Origin of the sequence: Aeromicrobium sp. REDSEA-S32_B7 (assembly GCF_001626145.1) — a bacterium.
In the GTDB taxonomy this organism is placed as follows: Bacteria; Actinomycetota; Actinomycetes; order Propionibacteriales; family Nocardioidaceae; genus Aeromicrobium; species Aeromicrobium erythreum.
In genome coordinates this window covers 1-13,924 of record NZ_LUNF01000134.1, presented here as the reverse complement: position 1 = coordinate 13,924, position 13,924 = coordinate 1, and the positions used below count along the sequence as shown (strand labels likewise).

Genomic DNA, 13,924 nt, shown 5'->3' with positions numbered 1-13,924 from the left:
GTGTGCAGGAGCCGCGGCTCGCCCTCGGCCTCGAGCTTGCGTCGGACGTAGCCGACGTACACCTCGAGGGAGTTGGCGGTGGTGGGGAAGTCGAAGCCCCACACCTCCTCGAGGATGAACGAGCGCTCGAGCACGCGCTTGGGTCGCTGCATGAACAGCTCGAGCAGCGCGAACTCGGTGCGGGTGAGCGAGATGGCCCGACCACCGCGCGTGACGTCGCGGGTCACGGGGTCCAGCGTCAGGTCGGCGAACTCCAGCGGCTGCTCGTCGGCCTCGAGCTCGGCCTGGCGGGCGGAGCGCCGCATCAGCGCGCGCACCCGTGCCAGCAGCTCGTCGAGCGCGAACGGCTTGGTGAGGTAGTCGTCGGCGCCGGCGTCGAGCCCGTCGACCCGGTCGCTCACGGCGTCGCGCGCGGTGAGGACGAGGATGGGCACGTCGTTGCCGGCGCTGCGCAGCGCGCGGGTGGCCTCGAGGCCGTCGAGCCGGGGCATCATCACGTCCATGACGATGATGTCGGGGTCGGTGCGGGGCACGACGGCGAGCGCCTCGGCCCCGTCGGACGCCAGCTCGACCGTGTACCCGTTGAACTCCAGGGAGCGCCGCAGCGAGTCGCGGACGGCGCGGTCGTCGTCGACCACCAGGATGCGCATGGCCCCAGTGTGCCGAACGCCCCTGTGCGTGCGCTGAGAGCGTGGCCCGACGCGCGCGGCGGTGTCAGTCGGCCGGCGGCTCGAGCGCGGCCTTCGCGGCGGCTGCCGCGCGGGCGCCGTAGGTGCCGCCGAACAGCACCGCGTGCACGAGGAGCGGGTGCAGCTGGTGCAGCGGGACCCGTCCACGCCAGCCGTCGGCCAGCGGCGCGGCCTCGTCGTAGGACTCGAGCACGCGCTGCAGGTGCGGCAGCCCGAACAGCGCCAGCATGGCGAGGTCGGTCTCGCGGTGGCCGCCGTGGGCGGCGGGGTCGATGAGCCAGGCGTCGCCGTCGGTGCCCCAGACGACGTTGCCCGACCAGAGGTCGCCGTGGATGCGGGCGGGTGGCTCGGCGGGCCCGGCGACGTCGTGGATGCGGCTCATCGTGCGCTCGATGGTGGCAGCCTGCTCCGCGGTGAGCGCTCGGCGCTGCACGGCGGCCCGCACGTAGGGCATGACGCGCCGCGACGCGTAGAACTCCGGCCAGGTCTCGAGCGGCCGGTTCGGCAGCGGGGCGAGGCCGATGTAGCCGTCGACGTCGGCGCCGAAGGTCGGCGCGCCCGCCGCGTGGGTGCGCGCCAGCGCCTGGCCGAACCGCTCGGCGGCCTCCACGGTGGGCTTGCCGGGCTCGACCCAGGCCAGCACGACGCAGTCGTCGTCGGAACCGAGCAGCTCGGGCACCTTCGCGCCGCCCTCGACCTCGGCGAGCCAGCGTAGGCCGGCGGCCTCGCGGGCGAAGAAGCCGGCCGGTGCCTGGGGGCGGGTCTTGATGACCGCGACGCGTCCGTCGCTGAGGCGCAGCCGCGTGGTCGTGCAGATGTCGCCACCCGCCACGGGGGTCGTCGCGACCACCCCGTGCCCGATGAGCGCCTCCGCGCGCGCTGCCGTCCCCGTCATCCGTGCCATGGCCGCGAGGTTACCCCGTGGCCTCGGCGCGGAGCCGGGGCACGGCGGCGACGATCGCGTCGCTGGTGCGCTCCACGACGGCCAGCACGCGCTGGAAGCTCTCCGGCCCGCCGTACCAGGGGTCGTCGACCTCCTCGTCGCCCTCGGTGGCCTCCGGGTCGAAGGACCGGAACATCCGCACGCGGCCGGCGTCGGCGACGGTCGGGGCGAGGTCGGTCATGTCGGCGAGGTTGCTGGCGTCCATCGCGAGCATCAGGTCGGTCTCGGCGTAGGTGTCGCGCGTGAAGGTGCGCGCCCGGTGCCGGCTCGGGTCGTAGCCCGCGTCGCGCAGGGCGGCGGCCGCGCGCTCGTCCATCGCCTCGCCCTCGTGCCAGCCGCCCGTGCCGGAGGAGGTGACGACGACGTCGTCGGCGAGCCCGGCGTCGGCGAGTCGCTGCTCGAGCACGACGTGGGCCATCGGCGAGCGGCAGATGTTGCCCAGGCAGGTCACCTCGAGTCGCAGGGGTGCGTCGGCCACGGCTCAGTCCTCCGCGAACGAGCCGAGCACGGCGTTGACGACGGAGATGACGATCGAGGCCAGCACGGCCCAGCCGAAGCCGTCGATGAAGAACGGCGCGTTCAGGGCGTCGGCGATCCGCGACGTCAGGAGCAGCAGGACGGCGTTGATGACGACCAGCAGCAGGCCCAGCGTGAGGATGATGAAGGGCAGCGAGAGCAGCTTGATCACCGGGGCGACGAACGTGTTGACGACCGCGAAGATCGCGGCGACCACCGCCAGCGTGACGAGCCGTTCGGAGGTCGTGTCGGTCGCGGTGCCGATGCTCATGTGCGTGCCGAGCAGCCACGCTGCGGTCGCGAGGGCCGCGGCACCGAGCACCCAGGAGGTCAGAAGTCGGGAGAGCATGCGTCGATCATGGCAGCGTGCGCGACGTCGGCGCGACGTGCGCCGGAACGCGTTCCGCGTCAGGTGAGCGGTGGCAGCTCGTCGGGGTGCGGGTCGCGCCGTGCGGTCTGCGCCAGCACGATGCCGAGGAGCACCATCGCGACGCCGCCGAGCTGCACCGCCGTGAGCGACTCGGCGTACCAGCCCCACCCGACGAGCGTCGCGACCACCGGCTCGAGCATCGCGACGACGCTGACCACGGTCGCGGGGAGGGCCCGCAGCGCGAGCAGGAGCAGGAAGAACGGGGTGACGGTGCCGAGCAGCACGATCCACGCCATCGCCGCCCACGCCGGGACGGTGAGGTCGTCGAGCCGCCCGAGCATCGAGGCGTCGGCGCCGAGCGCGTCGGCCCGCCACACGGGTGCGACCACGTTCATGAGGACGGCGGCGAGGGCGAACGCCCAGACGATGTGGTGCAGCGGGTCGGCGGACACCCCGTCGTCCTCGCCGAGCAGGAAGTAGCTCGCGAAGCAGACCGCCGCCAGCAGCGCCGCGGCGACGCCGAGGCCGTCGAACGCGAGCCCGGACCACACCTGGCTCACGACGGCCAGCCCGGCGAGGGTGAGGCCCAGGGCGGGCCACATCCGGGCGTGCACGGGACGGCGTCGGGCGAACCGCACCCACAGCACGACCAGCACGGGCCCCGTGTACTCCAGCAGCAGCGCGATGCCGAGCGGCAGGCGGTTGATGGCGACGTTGTAGAAGCCCTGGAGCCCCGCGATGCCCAGCATGCCGAGGCCCAGGAGCAGGGGGAGGCGGCGCAGCGTCGGCAGGCGCAGCGCGCGTCGGTCGACCACGAGCGCGACGACCACCAGCACGACGAGGGCGGCCGTGATGCGGACGGTCGTGAACGTCACCTCGTCCGTGCCGGAGCGCAGCGGGATGCGCGACGCGCCCGCGTTGAGGCCGAACAGGACGGCGGCCGTGAGGACGAGCGCGTACCCGACCAGGGGCGACCGCACGACGCGCTGCTCGGAGAGGCTCACGGCAGCATCATCGTGTCCTGCGGTGCCGGGGACGTCGGCGGGTCGAGCTGCGAGGCGCGGGGCTTACGCTCGGGCCCATGACCGTCCCCTCGCCCCGTCCCGTGTTCGACGCGATCCCCGGGTACAAGGCCGGTCGGGCTGCTGAGCACGACGAGCTGAAGCTGTCGAGCAACGAGAACCCGTTCCCGCCCCTGCCGGGCGTCGTCGAGCGCGCCGCGGCGGAGCTGGCGCGCATCAACCGCTACCCCGACGCCGGGGTCGCGCGGCTGCACGCGGCGCTGTCGCGGCACCTGTCGCGCCCGGAGGACACGTTCGCCGCGGGCACGGGCTCGGTGGCGGTGCTGTTCTCGCTGCTCGACGCCTACTGCGGCCCGGGCGACGAGGTCGTGACGGCGTGGCGCTCGTTCGAGGCGTACCCGATCGCCGTCACCGTCACGGGTGCCACGCACGTGACCGTGCCGCTGCGCGCCGACCACACCCACGACCTCGACGCGATGGCCGCCGCCGTCACCGACCGCACGCGCGTGGTCGTGGTGTGCACGCCCAACAACCCGACCGGACCCGTGGTGCGCCACGACGAGCTGGAGCGCTTCGTCGCCGCCCTGCCGTCGTCGGTGCTGGTGGTGGTCGACGAGGCGTACGTCGAGTTCGTCCGCGACCCCGACGCCGCGCGGGGCCTCGACCTGCAGGCCCGCTTCGACAACGTGCTGGTGCTGCGCACCTTCTCGAAGGCCTACGGGCTCGCGGGGCTGCGCGTCGGCTACCTCGTCGGCCACCCCGACGTCGCCGCGGCCGTCCGCAAGGCGACGCCCCCGTTCAGCGTCAGCGACGTCGCGCAGGCCGCCGCGGTGGCGTCGCTGGACGCCGTCGACGAGCTCGCCGAGCGCGTGGAGGAGGTCGTGCAGGGTCGCGCGCTGCTGCTCGAGGGCCTCCGCGCCCAGGGCTGGACCCTGCCCGACAGCCAGGCGAACTTCGTGTGGCTGCCGTCGGACCAGGGCCCGCAGCTCGCCGAGGCCTTCTGGCCCGTCGCGGTGCGCCCCTTCCCCGGCGCGGTCGCCGCCGGCGGCGGCGTGCGCGTCAGCGTCGGCACGACGTCGGCCAACGAGCGCCTCCTCGACGTCGCCGCGCGCCACCTGACGGGACGGTAGCGTCTGGGCCTGCGGCTGCCCATCGGTGGCGGGGCAACCGCAGGAGTGCTCTTCAGGTTGAGGATCCACCGCTGGGCGCTGTGGGCGCGGATCGGTGGCTGAGCAACCGCAGAGCCGCTCCTGCGGTTGATGATCCACCGATCGAACGGTGGAGAGCCCACCGCGCCCCCTCAGCGGTGAGAATCCCACCTTCTCGGCGCTGGGACGGTGGAGAACCCACCGCCGGAGGGGTCGCGCGCCCCATGCGGTGGAGAACCCACCGCCAAGGGGAGTGGAGCCCCGGGAGCGGAGCCGCCCCGCGCCCACCGCCGGTCGGGGCTTCTCGGGACGCAGGTCGAGACCCACCGCAGCCCACGCAGCCGCAGGTCGAGACCCCACGCAGCCGCAGGTCGAGACCCCACCCCAGGATCAGGGCGCCAGCCAGGCGTGGATCAACGGCACGACCGACGCGCCCTCGCCGCTGGCGGAGGCGACGCGCTTCATGGAGCCGGAGCGGATGTCGCCCACGGCGAACACGCCGGGTGCGGTGGTGGCCAGGGTGTCGGGCGGGACGATCGCGTCGGAGGCCCACGGGCCGGGCACGCCGCCGGGGCCGAGCCAGGCCTCCTTGGGCACGTCGCGGCCGGTGAGCACGAAGCCGCGCGGGTCGCGCGCGACCGTCGGGGGCAGCCAGCCGCAGGTCGGCCGGGCGCCGAGCAGGAGGAACAGGCCCGCGGCCGGCACGCGCTCGACCTCGCCCGACGCGTTCGTGCGCAGGTCGAGCCACTCGAGCAGGCCCGCGCCGCCGCCGTCGACCACCTCGACGCCGACCCGCACGTGGACGCGCTCGTTCCAGCGCAGCTCGTCGATGAGGTACTGCGACATCGTCTCGGTGAGGTCGCGGCGGACCACGATCGTCACCGACGACGCGAAGCGGGCGAGGTGGATCGCCGCCTGTCCGGCGGAGTTGCCGCCGCCGACAACGACGACGGGCTGGCCCTCGACCTCGGGAGCCGCCGTCATCGCGGACCCGTAGTAGACGCCGCGACCCACGAGCTCCTCGACCGACGCGACGCCCAGGTGGCGGTAGGCGACACCCGTCGCGATGACGACGGAGCGCGCCCGCACGTGCCCGCCGCCGGGTGTGGTGAGCACGTGCTCGCGCTCGTCGTGGGCCAGCGACGCGTCGCACGGCTGCAGCGCGTCGACCTCCCAGCCGGTGAGGAAGCGTGCGCCGAAGCGGACTGCTTGGTTGCGGGCGCGCTGCGCGAGCCGCATGCCCGACACGCCTCGCGGGAAGCCGAGGTAGTTGCGGATCATCGAGCTCGTGCCGGCCTGGCCGCCGACCGCCTCGGCCTCCAGCACGACGGTGCTGAGGCCCTCGCTGGCCGCGTACACGGCGGTGGCGAGACCGGCCGGCCCGGCACCGACGACGGCGACGTCGACCACGTCGGTCAGCACCGTCTCCCCGCTGGAGCCGTTCAGGGCCTGCGCGACCTCGCGCACCGACGTCGCCACGAACGGCGCGCGGTAGACGCTCGCCACCACCGGCTCGCCCGGCGCCTCGGCCGCGCCCGACTCCTGGCGCGTGGTGGCGAGCTCGGCCAGGATCTCGCGGCCGACGTCGCTGTCGGGGTGGTGGACGCCCGCGGGGATACCCATCCGGTGGGCGAAGTCGCGGACGGCCGCGGTGAGCGGGTTGCCCGGCCTCGACACGAGCCGGATGGTCTCGACCTCGGGTCGCGCCACGGTGGAACCCCAGTCCGACAGCAGCTCGACGACGGCGGCGTGGAACTCCTCGTCGCGCAGGCCGCGGGGCATGAGCAGGAAGGCGTCGAACTTCCCGTGCGCCAGGCCCGGGCGCAGGCGGTCGCCCTCCTCGAGGAACCGCTCCCAGGGCACCGTCACGAGCCGGCGGGCCGTCGGGACGACGCGCCGCCACGCGGCGAACGACGTCCAGACGTCGGCGTCGGGGAGGCCGGCGTCCTGCACGAGCAGGGCGATCTGCCGGTCGGCGGCGCACAGCCGCTCGAGCAGCGCGGTCGCGTCGTCGCACGTGCGCACGACGCGGACGTCGTAGTCGCGGTGGTAGCGACGGAACTCGTCGTCGAGGTGGGAGGCGTGCTCGTCGCTCGCCAGGACGATCACCGGGTGGTCCACGGAGCCAGTGTAGGAAGCCGCGCACTTGGCGTCGTCCCTGCGACCGGCTACGGTGACGACAGGTGTGACTGCGGTCACGCCCCCGACCAGGACGTCTGCGCCACCACTGCAGACCATCGGTCCCGTACCGCCCCACCGCCGTGGAGACCCCACGCCGGACGCGAGAGGAACAGCGCATGACCGTACCCGTGCACACCCCCGGCCCCGAGACGGTGCGGCCGGTGACCACGCCGGCCACCGTCGACACCGAGCTCGTCCAGCTCCTGACGCCCGAGGGACGGCGCGTCGAGCACGAGCGCTACGCCTTCGACGGCGACGACGAGAGCATCCGGTCGCTGTACCGCGACCTCCTCCTCGTCCGGCGGATCGACCACGAGGCGCACGCGCTGCAGCGTCACGGCGAGCTCGGCCTGTGGGCGCAGTGCCTGGGCCAGGAGGCCGCCCAGGTCGGCTCGGGGCGCGCGCTCCGTACGCAGGACTTCGCGTTCCCGACCTACCGCGAGCACGGCGTCGCCTGGTGCCGCGGCATCGACCCGGCCAGGCTGCTCGGTCTGTTCCGCGGCGTGGAGCTCGGCGGCTGGGACCCCGCCGAGACCGGCATGGCGCTCTACAGCATCATCATCGGCGCGCAGACCATGCACGCCACCGGCTACGCCATGGCGCTGCAGCGCGACGGCGCCGTCGGTACGGGCGACCCGGCGCGCGACGCCGCCGCCCTCGCGTACTTCGGCGACGGGGCCAGCAGCCAGGGCGACGTGCACGAGGCGTTCGTGTGGGCGTCGTCGTTCAACGCGCCCGTCGTGTTCTTCTGCCAGAACAACCACTGGGCCATCTCGGTGCCGCTCGCGCGCCAGAGCCGCACCCCGCTCGTGCAGCGCGCCGCGGGCTACGGCTTCGGCGGCGTGCGCGTCGACGGCAACGACGTGCTCGCCGTGCACGCGGTCACCCAGGCCGCGCTGCAGCGGGCCCGCGACGGCGAGGGTCCGACCCTCGTCGAGGCGGTCACCTACCGCATGGGTGCGCACACGACGTCCGACGACCCGACCCGCTACCGCGACACGGCGGAGGTCGAGGCGTGGCGGCACCGCGACCCGCTGGCCCGGGTGGAGCGCCACCTGCGCGAGCTCGACACGCCCGAGTCGTTCTTCACCGACCTGCAGACGGAGGCCGACGACCTCGGCGCCCACCTGCGCGAGGCCTGCCGGTCCCTGCCCGAGCCCGACCTCGGAGCGCTGTTCGACGGCGTCTACGCCGACGCGCACCCCGAGCTGGCCGCGCAGAAGGCCGAGTACCTCGCGTACCGCGACTCCTTCGACACCGAGGGTGGTGCGGCATGAGCACCAGCGCCAGCACCGCCACGAGCGAGCGCACGTCGGCGGTGGGCCAGCGGCTCAGCCTCGGCAAGGCGATCAACGCCGGTCTGCGGGCCGCCATGGAGGCCGACCCGAAGGTCGTCGTCATGGGGGAGGACGTCGGCCCGCTCGGCGGCGTCTTCCGGGTGACGGAGGGCCTGCAGAAGGACTTCGGTGACGACCGGGTCATCGACACGCCGCTGGGCGAGTCGGGCATCGTCGGGGCCGCCGTCGGCATGATGCTGCGCGGCTACCGGCCGGTGGTGGAGATCCAGTTCGACGGCTTCGTCTACCCCGCCTACGACCAGATCGTCAGCCAGGTCGCCAAGCTGCACGCCCGCAGCCAGGGCGTCGTGCGGATGCCGGCCGTCATCCGCATCCCGTTCGGCGGCGGCATCGGCGCGGTCGAGCACCACTCGGAGAGCCCGGAGGCGCAGTTCTGCCTGACGGCGGGGCTGCGCGTGGTGAGCCCGTCGAACGCCCACGACGCGTACTGGATGATCCAGCAGGCGATCGCGAGCGACGACCCGGTCGTGTTCATGGAGCCCAAGCGTCGCTACTGGGACGCGGGGCCGGTGGGCCAGGAGTCGACGCCGCTGCACGCGTCGCAGGTGGTGCGCGACGGTCGCCACGCCACCCTGCTCGCCTACGGGCCGATGGTCCGCACGTGCCTGGAGTCGGCGGAGGCGGCCGCGGAGGACGGCGTCGACCTCGAGGTGATCGACCTGCGCACCCTCAGCCCGCTCGACCTCGGGCCCGTGCACGAGTCCGTGCGCCGCACCGGTCGCGCGGTCGTCGTGCACGAGGCGTCGCGCACGCTCGGCCTCGGCGCCGAGATCGCCGCCCGCGTGCAGGAGGAGTGCTTCTACTCCCTCGAGGCGCCGGTGCTGCGCGTCACCGGCTACGACCTGCCCTACCCGCCCAGTCGGGTGGAGGAGGAGTTCCTGCCCGACCTCGACCGTGTGCTCGACGCCGTCGACCGCGCGATGGCGTTCTGAGGGGATGAGCTGATGAGCGAGTTCAGGCTGCCCGACGTGGGCGAGGGACTGACCGAGGCCGAGGTGCTCACGTGGCACGTGGCCGTCGGCGACGTGGTCGAGGTCAACCAGACGATCGTCGAGGGCCGACGGGGCCGGTCGTCCCCGACGACGCGTCGTCGCTGGTCGAGGCCGACGAGCCGGCGGACGACGAGGGGCCGGCGGACCCGTCGGCCGGGGAGAAGCGCGAGCCGGTGCTGGTCGGCTACGGCGTGCGCACCGCCTCGACGCGCCGCCGTCGGCGCAAGGGCGACGCGCCCGTGCAGGCCGCTGCACCGTCCGGTGGGGTGACCACGCTGGAGCGCCCGGCGGAGTCCGAGCCGCGCCCGCGTGACGTGCGGGCCCTGGCGAAGCCGCCGGTGCGCAAGCTGGCGAAGGACCACGGCGTCGACCTGCTCGACGTGCCGTGCGACGGTCCGGTGGTCACACGCGCCGACGTCGAGGCGTTCATCGCCGGCCGATGTCCCACGGTCGCGTCGCCCGCCGCCGCGCCGGTGCGGTCGGTGGAGGGTGACACGCGCATCCCGGTCAAGGGCGTGCGCAAGGCCACCGCGCAGGCCATGGTCAGCTCGGCGTTCAGTGCACCGCACGTCACCGAGTGGGTCACGCTCGACGTGAGCGCGACGATGGAGCTCGTCGAGCGGCTCAAGGCCGACCGTCGGTTCGCGGGCGTGAGGGTGTCGCCGACGCTCGTCGTCGCGAAGGCCGTGTGCCTGGCGCTGTTGCGCACGCCCGAGCTGAACGCCAGCTGGGACGAGGCCGCGCAGGAGATCGTGCTGAAGGGGTCGGTGAACCTGGGCGTCGCCGCGGCCACCGACCGTGGGCTCGTGGTGCCGAACATCCCGGGTGCCGACCGGATGAGCCTGCTGGAGCTCGGGGAGGCGCTGGCCGACCTGACGGCCACCGCCCGCGCCGGCCGCACCCAGCCCGCGCAGATGAGCGGCGGCACGTTCACGATCACCAACGTCGGCGTGTTCGGCGTCGACGCGGGCACGCCCATCCTCAACCCGGGCGAGACGGGCATCCTGTGCGTCGGGCAGATCGACCGGCGTCCCTGGGTGGTCGGACCGGATGCCGGAGGTGCCGAGCGGATCGAGCCGCGGTGGGTCACGACGCTCGCGGTGAGCTTCGACCACCGGGTCGTCGACGGCCAGCAGGGCTCGCGCTTCCTCGCCGACGTGGCGTCGATCCTGCGCGACCCCGCCCTCGCCCTCACCTTCTGACCGCATCTCGCCCGCGCAGACGGTGCGCGTTTGCGTGGGGCCCCACGCAAACGCGCAGTTCGGGCGCATGGTTGCGGTGGGGGGAGCCTGTTTGCGTGGGGCCCCACGCAAACAGGCTCGACCGGTCGGGTGGTGGGGGGTCAGGCGGGGAGGCGCTCGCCCGCCTCGACGACGTCGGTGATCGTGTTGCCCGGCGACGCGAGGGGGCAGCGCCAGCGGTCGTCGTAGCGGCACGACGGGTGGTAGGCGAAGTTGAGGTCGAGCACGACGGTGTGTCCACCCTGGGGAGTCGGCCGGCCGCCGAGCCACGACCCCTTCGCGGTGTCGAGCAGGTAGCGGCCCGCGCCGTACGACGCGGCGCCGTCGGCGCGACCCGACGTCGCGTCACGCAGGGGCACGAAGATGCCGCCGGCGTACTGCTGCAGCGTCCACACGTCGAGCGTCGAGCCCGACGGGAGCGCCAGCTGCCCGGTCCGCAGCATCGTGACGTCGCCGTCACCGCCTCCGTCGACGACGCGCTTGTCGGGGTCCCACGCGTCGGTCGGTGCGGGCAGGAGCGGCAGCTCGAACCGCCACGCCGGGTCGTAGGGCCAGTACGGCAGGCCGGTCTCGCGCAGCGGGTCACGCGCCGGCAGCGGCGACTGCGGGTGGCTGCGGAACAGCTCGTCGCGACCCTGCCGCCAGGTCGCGTGCCCGCGTTCGGGGTCCGGGTCCGCGCGGACCTGCTCGTAGAGCGCGGCCACGCGCACCCGCCAGTCGACCAAGGTCAGCAGCACACCGCCCACACTACGACCCAAGCTGCGCAGGAGACGCCGGGACCGCAGCCCGCGCGTGCACCGCGCCCACCACGCACACGACCAGCGTGATCGCGGCCGCGAGCAGCAGCCCGGCCCCGAGGTGCCAGCGCAGCAGCAGGGCGCCCGCCGCCGCACCCGCGAGGATCAGCACCACCGCCGCCACGCGCCGACCCGACCCGCCACCCTTGCCGTTGCCGAGCACCGAGTCGGCGGCCAGACCCGTGATGGTCGACGTGACGACCACGGTGGTGACGTCCTTGACGGCGATGAACCGCGCGGTCGCGGCCTGCAGGCCCATCGCCGCACCGAGCAGCGTCGTGATGACGACCTGGCCCGCGTGGCCCACGTCGTCGCCGACCACGAACAGCACGACGCCGAGCGCGAGGATCGACGCACCGACGCAGGCGATCAGCGTGGTGGTGCGTGCCGACCAGCCCGTCCGCGCGCCCTTCAGCACCCGGCCGCCGAGCGCCGCGCCCGCCAGGAACCCGACGAGGGCGAGCGCGGGTCCGAGGATCGGGAGGTCGTCGGCACCGACGACGGCCATGCCGAGGATCACGACGTTGCCGGTCATGTTGCCGGTGAACACGCGGTCGAGACCGAGGTAGCCGACGGCGTCGATCACCCCCGTCGAGAAGGTGAGGGCGAGCATGAGGACGAGGTTCATCCGGTCGGACGTGATGCGGCGCAGCATCCCCAGAGTCTGACGGCGGGGTGGCGCGGCGCCGTGGCCGGGATGTCACGAGTCCGTGACATGAGGTCTCTAGGGTGTCCGTCCATGACCACCCGCCAGGGCCTCCCACGCAGCACGCCGCTCGACTCCGCACCCCTCCACACGGGCACCGGCGTCCCGTCCGACGCGACCTACCTGCCGTCGACGGGCGACCACGTGCTGTGGGGCCGGCTGCCCTGCGCCACCGACCGCGCCGTGCTGTCCGTCGAGCCGGGCGAGGAGGTCGTGGTCGACACGATCAGCCACGAGGGGATCCTGGAGGACCAAGGTCGCGACCCGCGTGCGTTCTTCGAGCCGCACGGCGTCGACGTGCTCGACGACGCCGTGGCGCTCGCCGCCTCGGGCTACGCGCGGACGTTCGGGGTCGACGGTCCGCACGTGGTCACCGGACCGATCGAGGTCCGTGGCGCGAGGCCGGGCGACCTGCTGGCCATGACCCTCGTCGACGCGCAGCAGCGGGTGCCGTACGGCGTCGTGTCGAACCGGCACGGGAGGGGCGCGCTGCCCGGCGAGTACCCGCTCGACGGCGACGTCTTCAGCGTGTTCGCCCGCGCCGAGGGCGACACCGGGGTGATGACGTACGGACCGCAGGACGAGCGCACCGTCCGGTTCCCGCTCGCGCCGTTCCTCGGCATCATGGGCGTCGCGGTGGCCGGCGACGAGCGGCCGCACACCGTGCCGCCCGGTGCACACGGCGGCAACCTCGACATCAACCTGCTCACCGCGGGCGCGACGCTCTACCTGCCCGTGCAGGTGGCCGGCGCGCTGGCCTACGTCGGCGACCCGCACTTCGCGCAGGGTGGCGGGGAGGTCGCACTCACCGCCATGGAGGCGTCGCTGCGGGCGACGGTGCGGCTCGACGTCGTGCCCCGCGAGGAGGCCGTGGCGCAGTTCGGCGAGCTGGTGGGCCCGCTGGCCCGCACCCGCGAGTACCTCGTGCCGACGGGCCTCGACCCCGACCTCGACGTCGCGACGCAGAACTGCGTGCGTGCGGCGATCGGCCTGCTGCAGGCGCGCTACGGGATGGACCCGCGGCACGCGTACGCGTACCTGAGCGCAGCCACCGACTTCGACATCAGCCAGGTGGTCGACGTGGTCAAGGGCGTGCACGCCCGGATCCGGCTGGCGGACTTCGCATGAGCGACGACGCTCCCGAGGGGCTGCTCGAGGCGTTCTGGGCGTACGAGACGGCGCTGATGTCCGACGACCTCGAGACGCTCGACGCGCTCTTCGCCGACCGTCCCGACACGCTGCGCGGCGACGCCGCCGGGGTGCTCGTGGGCCACGAGACGATCAGCCGGTTCCGCGGGTCGCGCGGGGGCGCGCCGCGGCGCACGATCGCCGAGGTGCACGTGCGGGTCGTCGACGCGACGCACGCGCTCGTCGTCGCGGTCACCGCCCCGGAGCGTGGCGGCCGCGGCCCGCTCGTGCGACCCGGGACCGGCCCGCTGTCGGGCGAGAGCGTCGCGGTGAAGGACCTGTTCGCCGTGGCCGGGCAACCGGTCGGCGCCGGCAACCCGACCTGGGCCGCGAACGCGCCCGTGGAGTCGAGCCACGCGTGGGCCGTGCAGACCCTGCTGGGAGCCGGCGCGTCGGTGCGCGGCATCGCCCGCACCGACGACGTGCTGGTCACCCTCGACGACCTGAACGGTCTGGTGGCCGTTGACGACGACACCGGTCGCGTTCGAGTGCGGGCTGGTACGCGACTGTCCGCGCTGAACCCGATGCTGCTGGCCTTGGGGCTGGCTATGGAGAACCTCGGCGACATTGACGCCCAGACGGTTGCCGGGGCCATCTCGACGTCAACGCATGGGACCGGACTGGGGTTCCGGTCGATCGCCGCCGGGGTAGTTGGCCTGCGGCTGGTGGTCGGAGACGGGTCGGTTGTGGTGCTTGACGATGACCACGACCCGGGCCTGCGCGACGTGGCGCGAGTGGGGCTGGGCGCTCTTGGGGTTATCACCGAGGTGACC

General features: G+C 73.9%; 15 protein-coding genes. 7 read left to right on the top strand and 8 right to left on the bottom strand.

The annotated features are described in order from the left end of the window. The 5 genes from A6Q79_RS09705 to A6Q79_RS09685 form a co-directional block, all read right to left on the bottom strand. The coding region (locus tag A6Q79_RS09705; RefSeq protein ID WP_317697998.1) for a response regulator transcription factor at nucleotides 1–650 on the bottom strand (650 nt) is incomplete at its 3' end. Nucleotides 651–714: 64 nt separating this feature from the next. Next, nucleotides 715–1,593, bottom strand: coding sequence for a fructosamine kinase family protein (locus A6Q79_RS09700; protein WP_286689522.1), 879 nt, complete (start codon nucleotides 1,591–1,593; stop codon nucleotides 715–717). A gap of 10 nt (nucleotides 1,594–1,603) precedes the next feature. Further along, nucleotides 1,604–2,110, bottom strand: a complete 507-nt coding sequence (locus tag A6Q79_RS09695; protein WP_286689521.1) for a low molecular weight protein-tyrosine-phosphatase — start codon at nucleotides 2,108–2,110, stop codon at nucleotides 1,604–1,606. A gap of 3 nt (nucleotides 2,111–2,113) precedes the next feature. Further along, the gene (locus A6Q79_RS09690) at nucleotides 2,114–2,497 is read right to left on the bottom strand and encodes a phage holin family protein (RefSeq protein WP_253025934.1); all 384 of its coding nucleotides are present in this window, start codon (nucleotides 2,495–2,497) and stop codon (nucleotides 2,114–2,116) included. A gap of 59 nt (nucleotides 2,498–2,556) precedes the next feature. After that, nucleotides 2,557–3,522: a DMT family transporter gene (locus A6Q79_RS09685; protein ID WP_286689520.1), complete on the bottom strand. Its 966-nt coding sequence runs from the start codon at nucleotides 3,520–3,522 to the stop codon at nucleotides 2,557–2,559. Nucleotides 3,523–3,599: 77 nt separating this feature from the next. Here A6Q79_RS09685 and hisC point away from each other — a divergent pair, with 77 nt between their 5' ends. Further along, on the top strand, nucleotides 3,600–4,670 hold the full coding sequence (gene hisC, locus A6Q79_RS09680) for a histidinol-phosphate transaminase (protein WP_286689519.1): 1,071 nt from the start codon (nucleotides 3,600–3,602) through the stop codon (nucleotides 4,668–4,670). 408 nt (nucleotides 4,671–5,078) lie between these two features. Here hisC and A6Q79_RS09675 read toward each other — a convergent pair whose 3' ends face one another. Further along, the gene (locus tag A6Q79_RS09675) at nucleotides 5,079–6,809 is read right to left on the bottom strand and encodes an NAD(P)/FAD-dependent oxidoreductase (protein ID WP_286689518.1); all 1,731 of its coding nucleotides are present in this window, start codon (nucleotides 6,807–6,809) and stop codon (nucleotides 5,079–5,081) included. Nucleotides 6,810–6,985: 176 nt separating this feature from the next. Here A6Q79_RS09675 and pdhA point away from each other — a divergent pair, with 176 nt between their 5' ends. From pdhA to A6Q79_RS18620, 4 genes are read left to right on the top strand one after another with little or no spacing between them, the layout of a single operon-like run. Continuing rightward, the gene (gene pdhA, locus A6Q79_RS09670) at nucleotides 6,986–8,146 is read left to right on the top strand and encodes a pyruvate dehydrogenase (acetyl-transferring) E1 component subunit alpha (protein ID WP_067853193.1); all 1,161 of its coding nucleotides are present in this window, start codon (nucleotides 6,986–6,988) and stop codon (nucleotides 8,144–8,146) included. Then, the gene (locus A6Q79_RS09665; protein WP_067853195.1) at nucleotides 8,143–9,159 is read left to right on the top strand and encodes an alpha-ketoacid dehydrogenase subunit beta; all 1,017 of its coding nucleotides are present in this window, start codon (nucleotides 8,143–8,145) and stop codon (nucleotides 9,157–9,159) included. The genes pdhA and A6Q79_RS09665 overlap by 4 nt, the downstream gene beginning before the upstream one ends. A 12-nt stretch (nucleotides 9,160–9,171) precedes the next feature. Then, the gene (locus A6Q79_RS09660) at nucleotides 9,172–9,489 is read left to right on the top strand and encodes a biotin/lipoyl-containing protein (RefSeq protein WP_317697990.1); all 318 of its coding nucleotides are present in this window, start codon (nucleotides 9,172–9,174) and stop codon (nucleotides 9,487–9,489) included. Further along, a complete protein-coding gene (locus tag A6Q79_RS18620; protein ID WP_369038001.1) occupies nucleotides 9,393–10,421 on the top strand; it encodes a dihydrolipoamide acetyltransferase family protein in 1,029 nt (342 codons plus the stop codon). Before A6Q79_RS09660 ends, A6Q79_RS18620 begins: the two co-directional genes overlap by 97 nt. Before the next feature lie 140 nt (nucleotides 10,422–10,561). On the opposite strand, the gene A6Q79_RS09650 is transcribed toward A6Q79_RS18620, so the two are convergent. Further along, a complete protein-coding gene (locus A6Q79_RS09650) occupies nucleotides 10,562–11,197 on the bottom strand; it encodes a DUF1684 domain-containing protein (RefSeq protein ID WP_286689516.1) in 636 nt (211 codons plus the stop codon). A gap of 10 nt (nucleotides 11,198–11,207) precedes the next feature. Next, nucleotides 11,208–11,912 (bottom strand): YoaK family protein, encoded by a 705-nt coding sequence (locus tag A6Q79_RS09645; protein ID WP_286689515.1) that lies wholly within the window; start codon nucleotides 11,910–11,912, stop codon nucleotides 11,208–11,210. An 84-nt stretch (nucleotides 11,913–11,996) separates the two neighbouring features. Between A6Q79_RS09645 and A6Q79_RS09640 the strand changes: the two genes are divergently transcribed. Both A6Q79_RS09640 and A6Q79_RS09635 read left to right on the top strand, forming a co-directional pair. Next, on the top strand, nucleotides 11,997–13,091 hold the full coding sequence (locus A6Q79_RS09640; RefSeq protein ID WP_067853205.1) for an acetamidase/formamidase family protein: 1,095 nt from the start codon (nucleotides 11,997–11,999) through the stop codon (nucleotides 13,089–13,091). After that, the coding region (locus A6Q79_RS09635) for an AtzH-like domain-containing protein (protein ID WP_317697984.1) at nucleotides 13,088–13,924 on the top strand (837 nt) is incomplete at its 3' end. The genes A6Q79_RS09640 and A6Q79_RS09635, both read left to right, overlap by 4 nt.

Coding starts and splice junctions, on each gene's coding strand:
- A6Q79_RS09645 (WP_286689515.1), bottom strand. CDS start 11,912: ATGCTGCGCCGCATCACGTCCGACCGGATGAACCTCGTCCTCATGCTC.
- A6Q79_RS09660 (WP_317697990.1), top strand. CDS start 9,172: ATGAGCGAGTTCAGGCTGCCCGACGTGGGCGAGGGACTGACCGAGGCC.
- hisC (WP_286689519.1), top strand. CDS start 3,600: ATGACCGTCCCCTCGCCCCGTCCCGTGTTCGACGCGATCCCCGGGTAC.
- A6Q79_RS09640 (WP_067853205.1), top strand. CDS start 11,997: ATGACCACCCGCCAGGGCCTCCCACGCAGCACGCCGCTCGACTCCGCA.
- A6Q79_RS09665 (WP_067853195.1), top strand. CDS start 8,143: ATGAGCACCAGCGCCAGCACCGCCACGAGCGAGCGCACGTCGGCGGTG.
- A6Q79_RS09700 (WP_286689522.1), bottom strand. CDS start 1,593: ATGGCACGGATGACGGGGACGGCAGCGCGCGCGGAGGCGCTCATCGGG.
- A6Q79_RS09690 (WP_253025934.1), bottom strand. CDS start 2,497: ATGCTCTCCCGACTTCTGACCTCCTGGGTGCTCGGTGCCGCGGCCCTC.
- pdhA (WP_067853193.1), top strand. CDS start 6,986: ATGACCGTACCCGTGCACACCCCCGGCCCCGAGACGGTGCGGCCGGTG.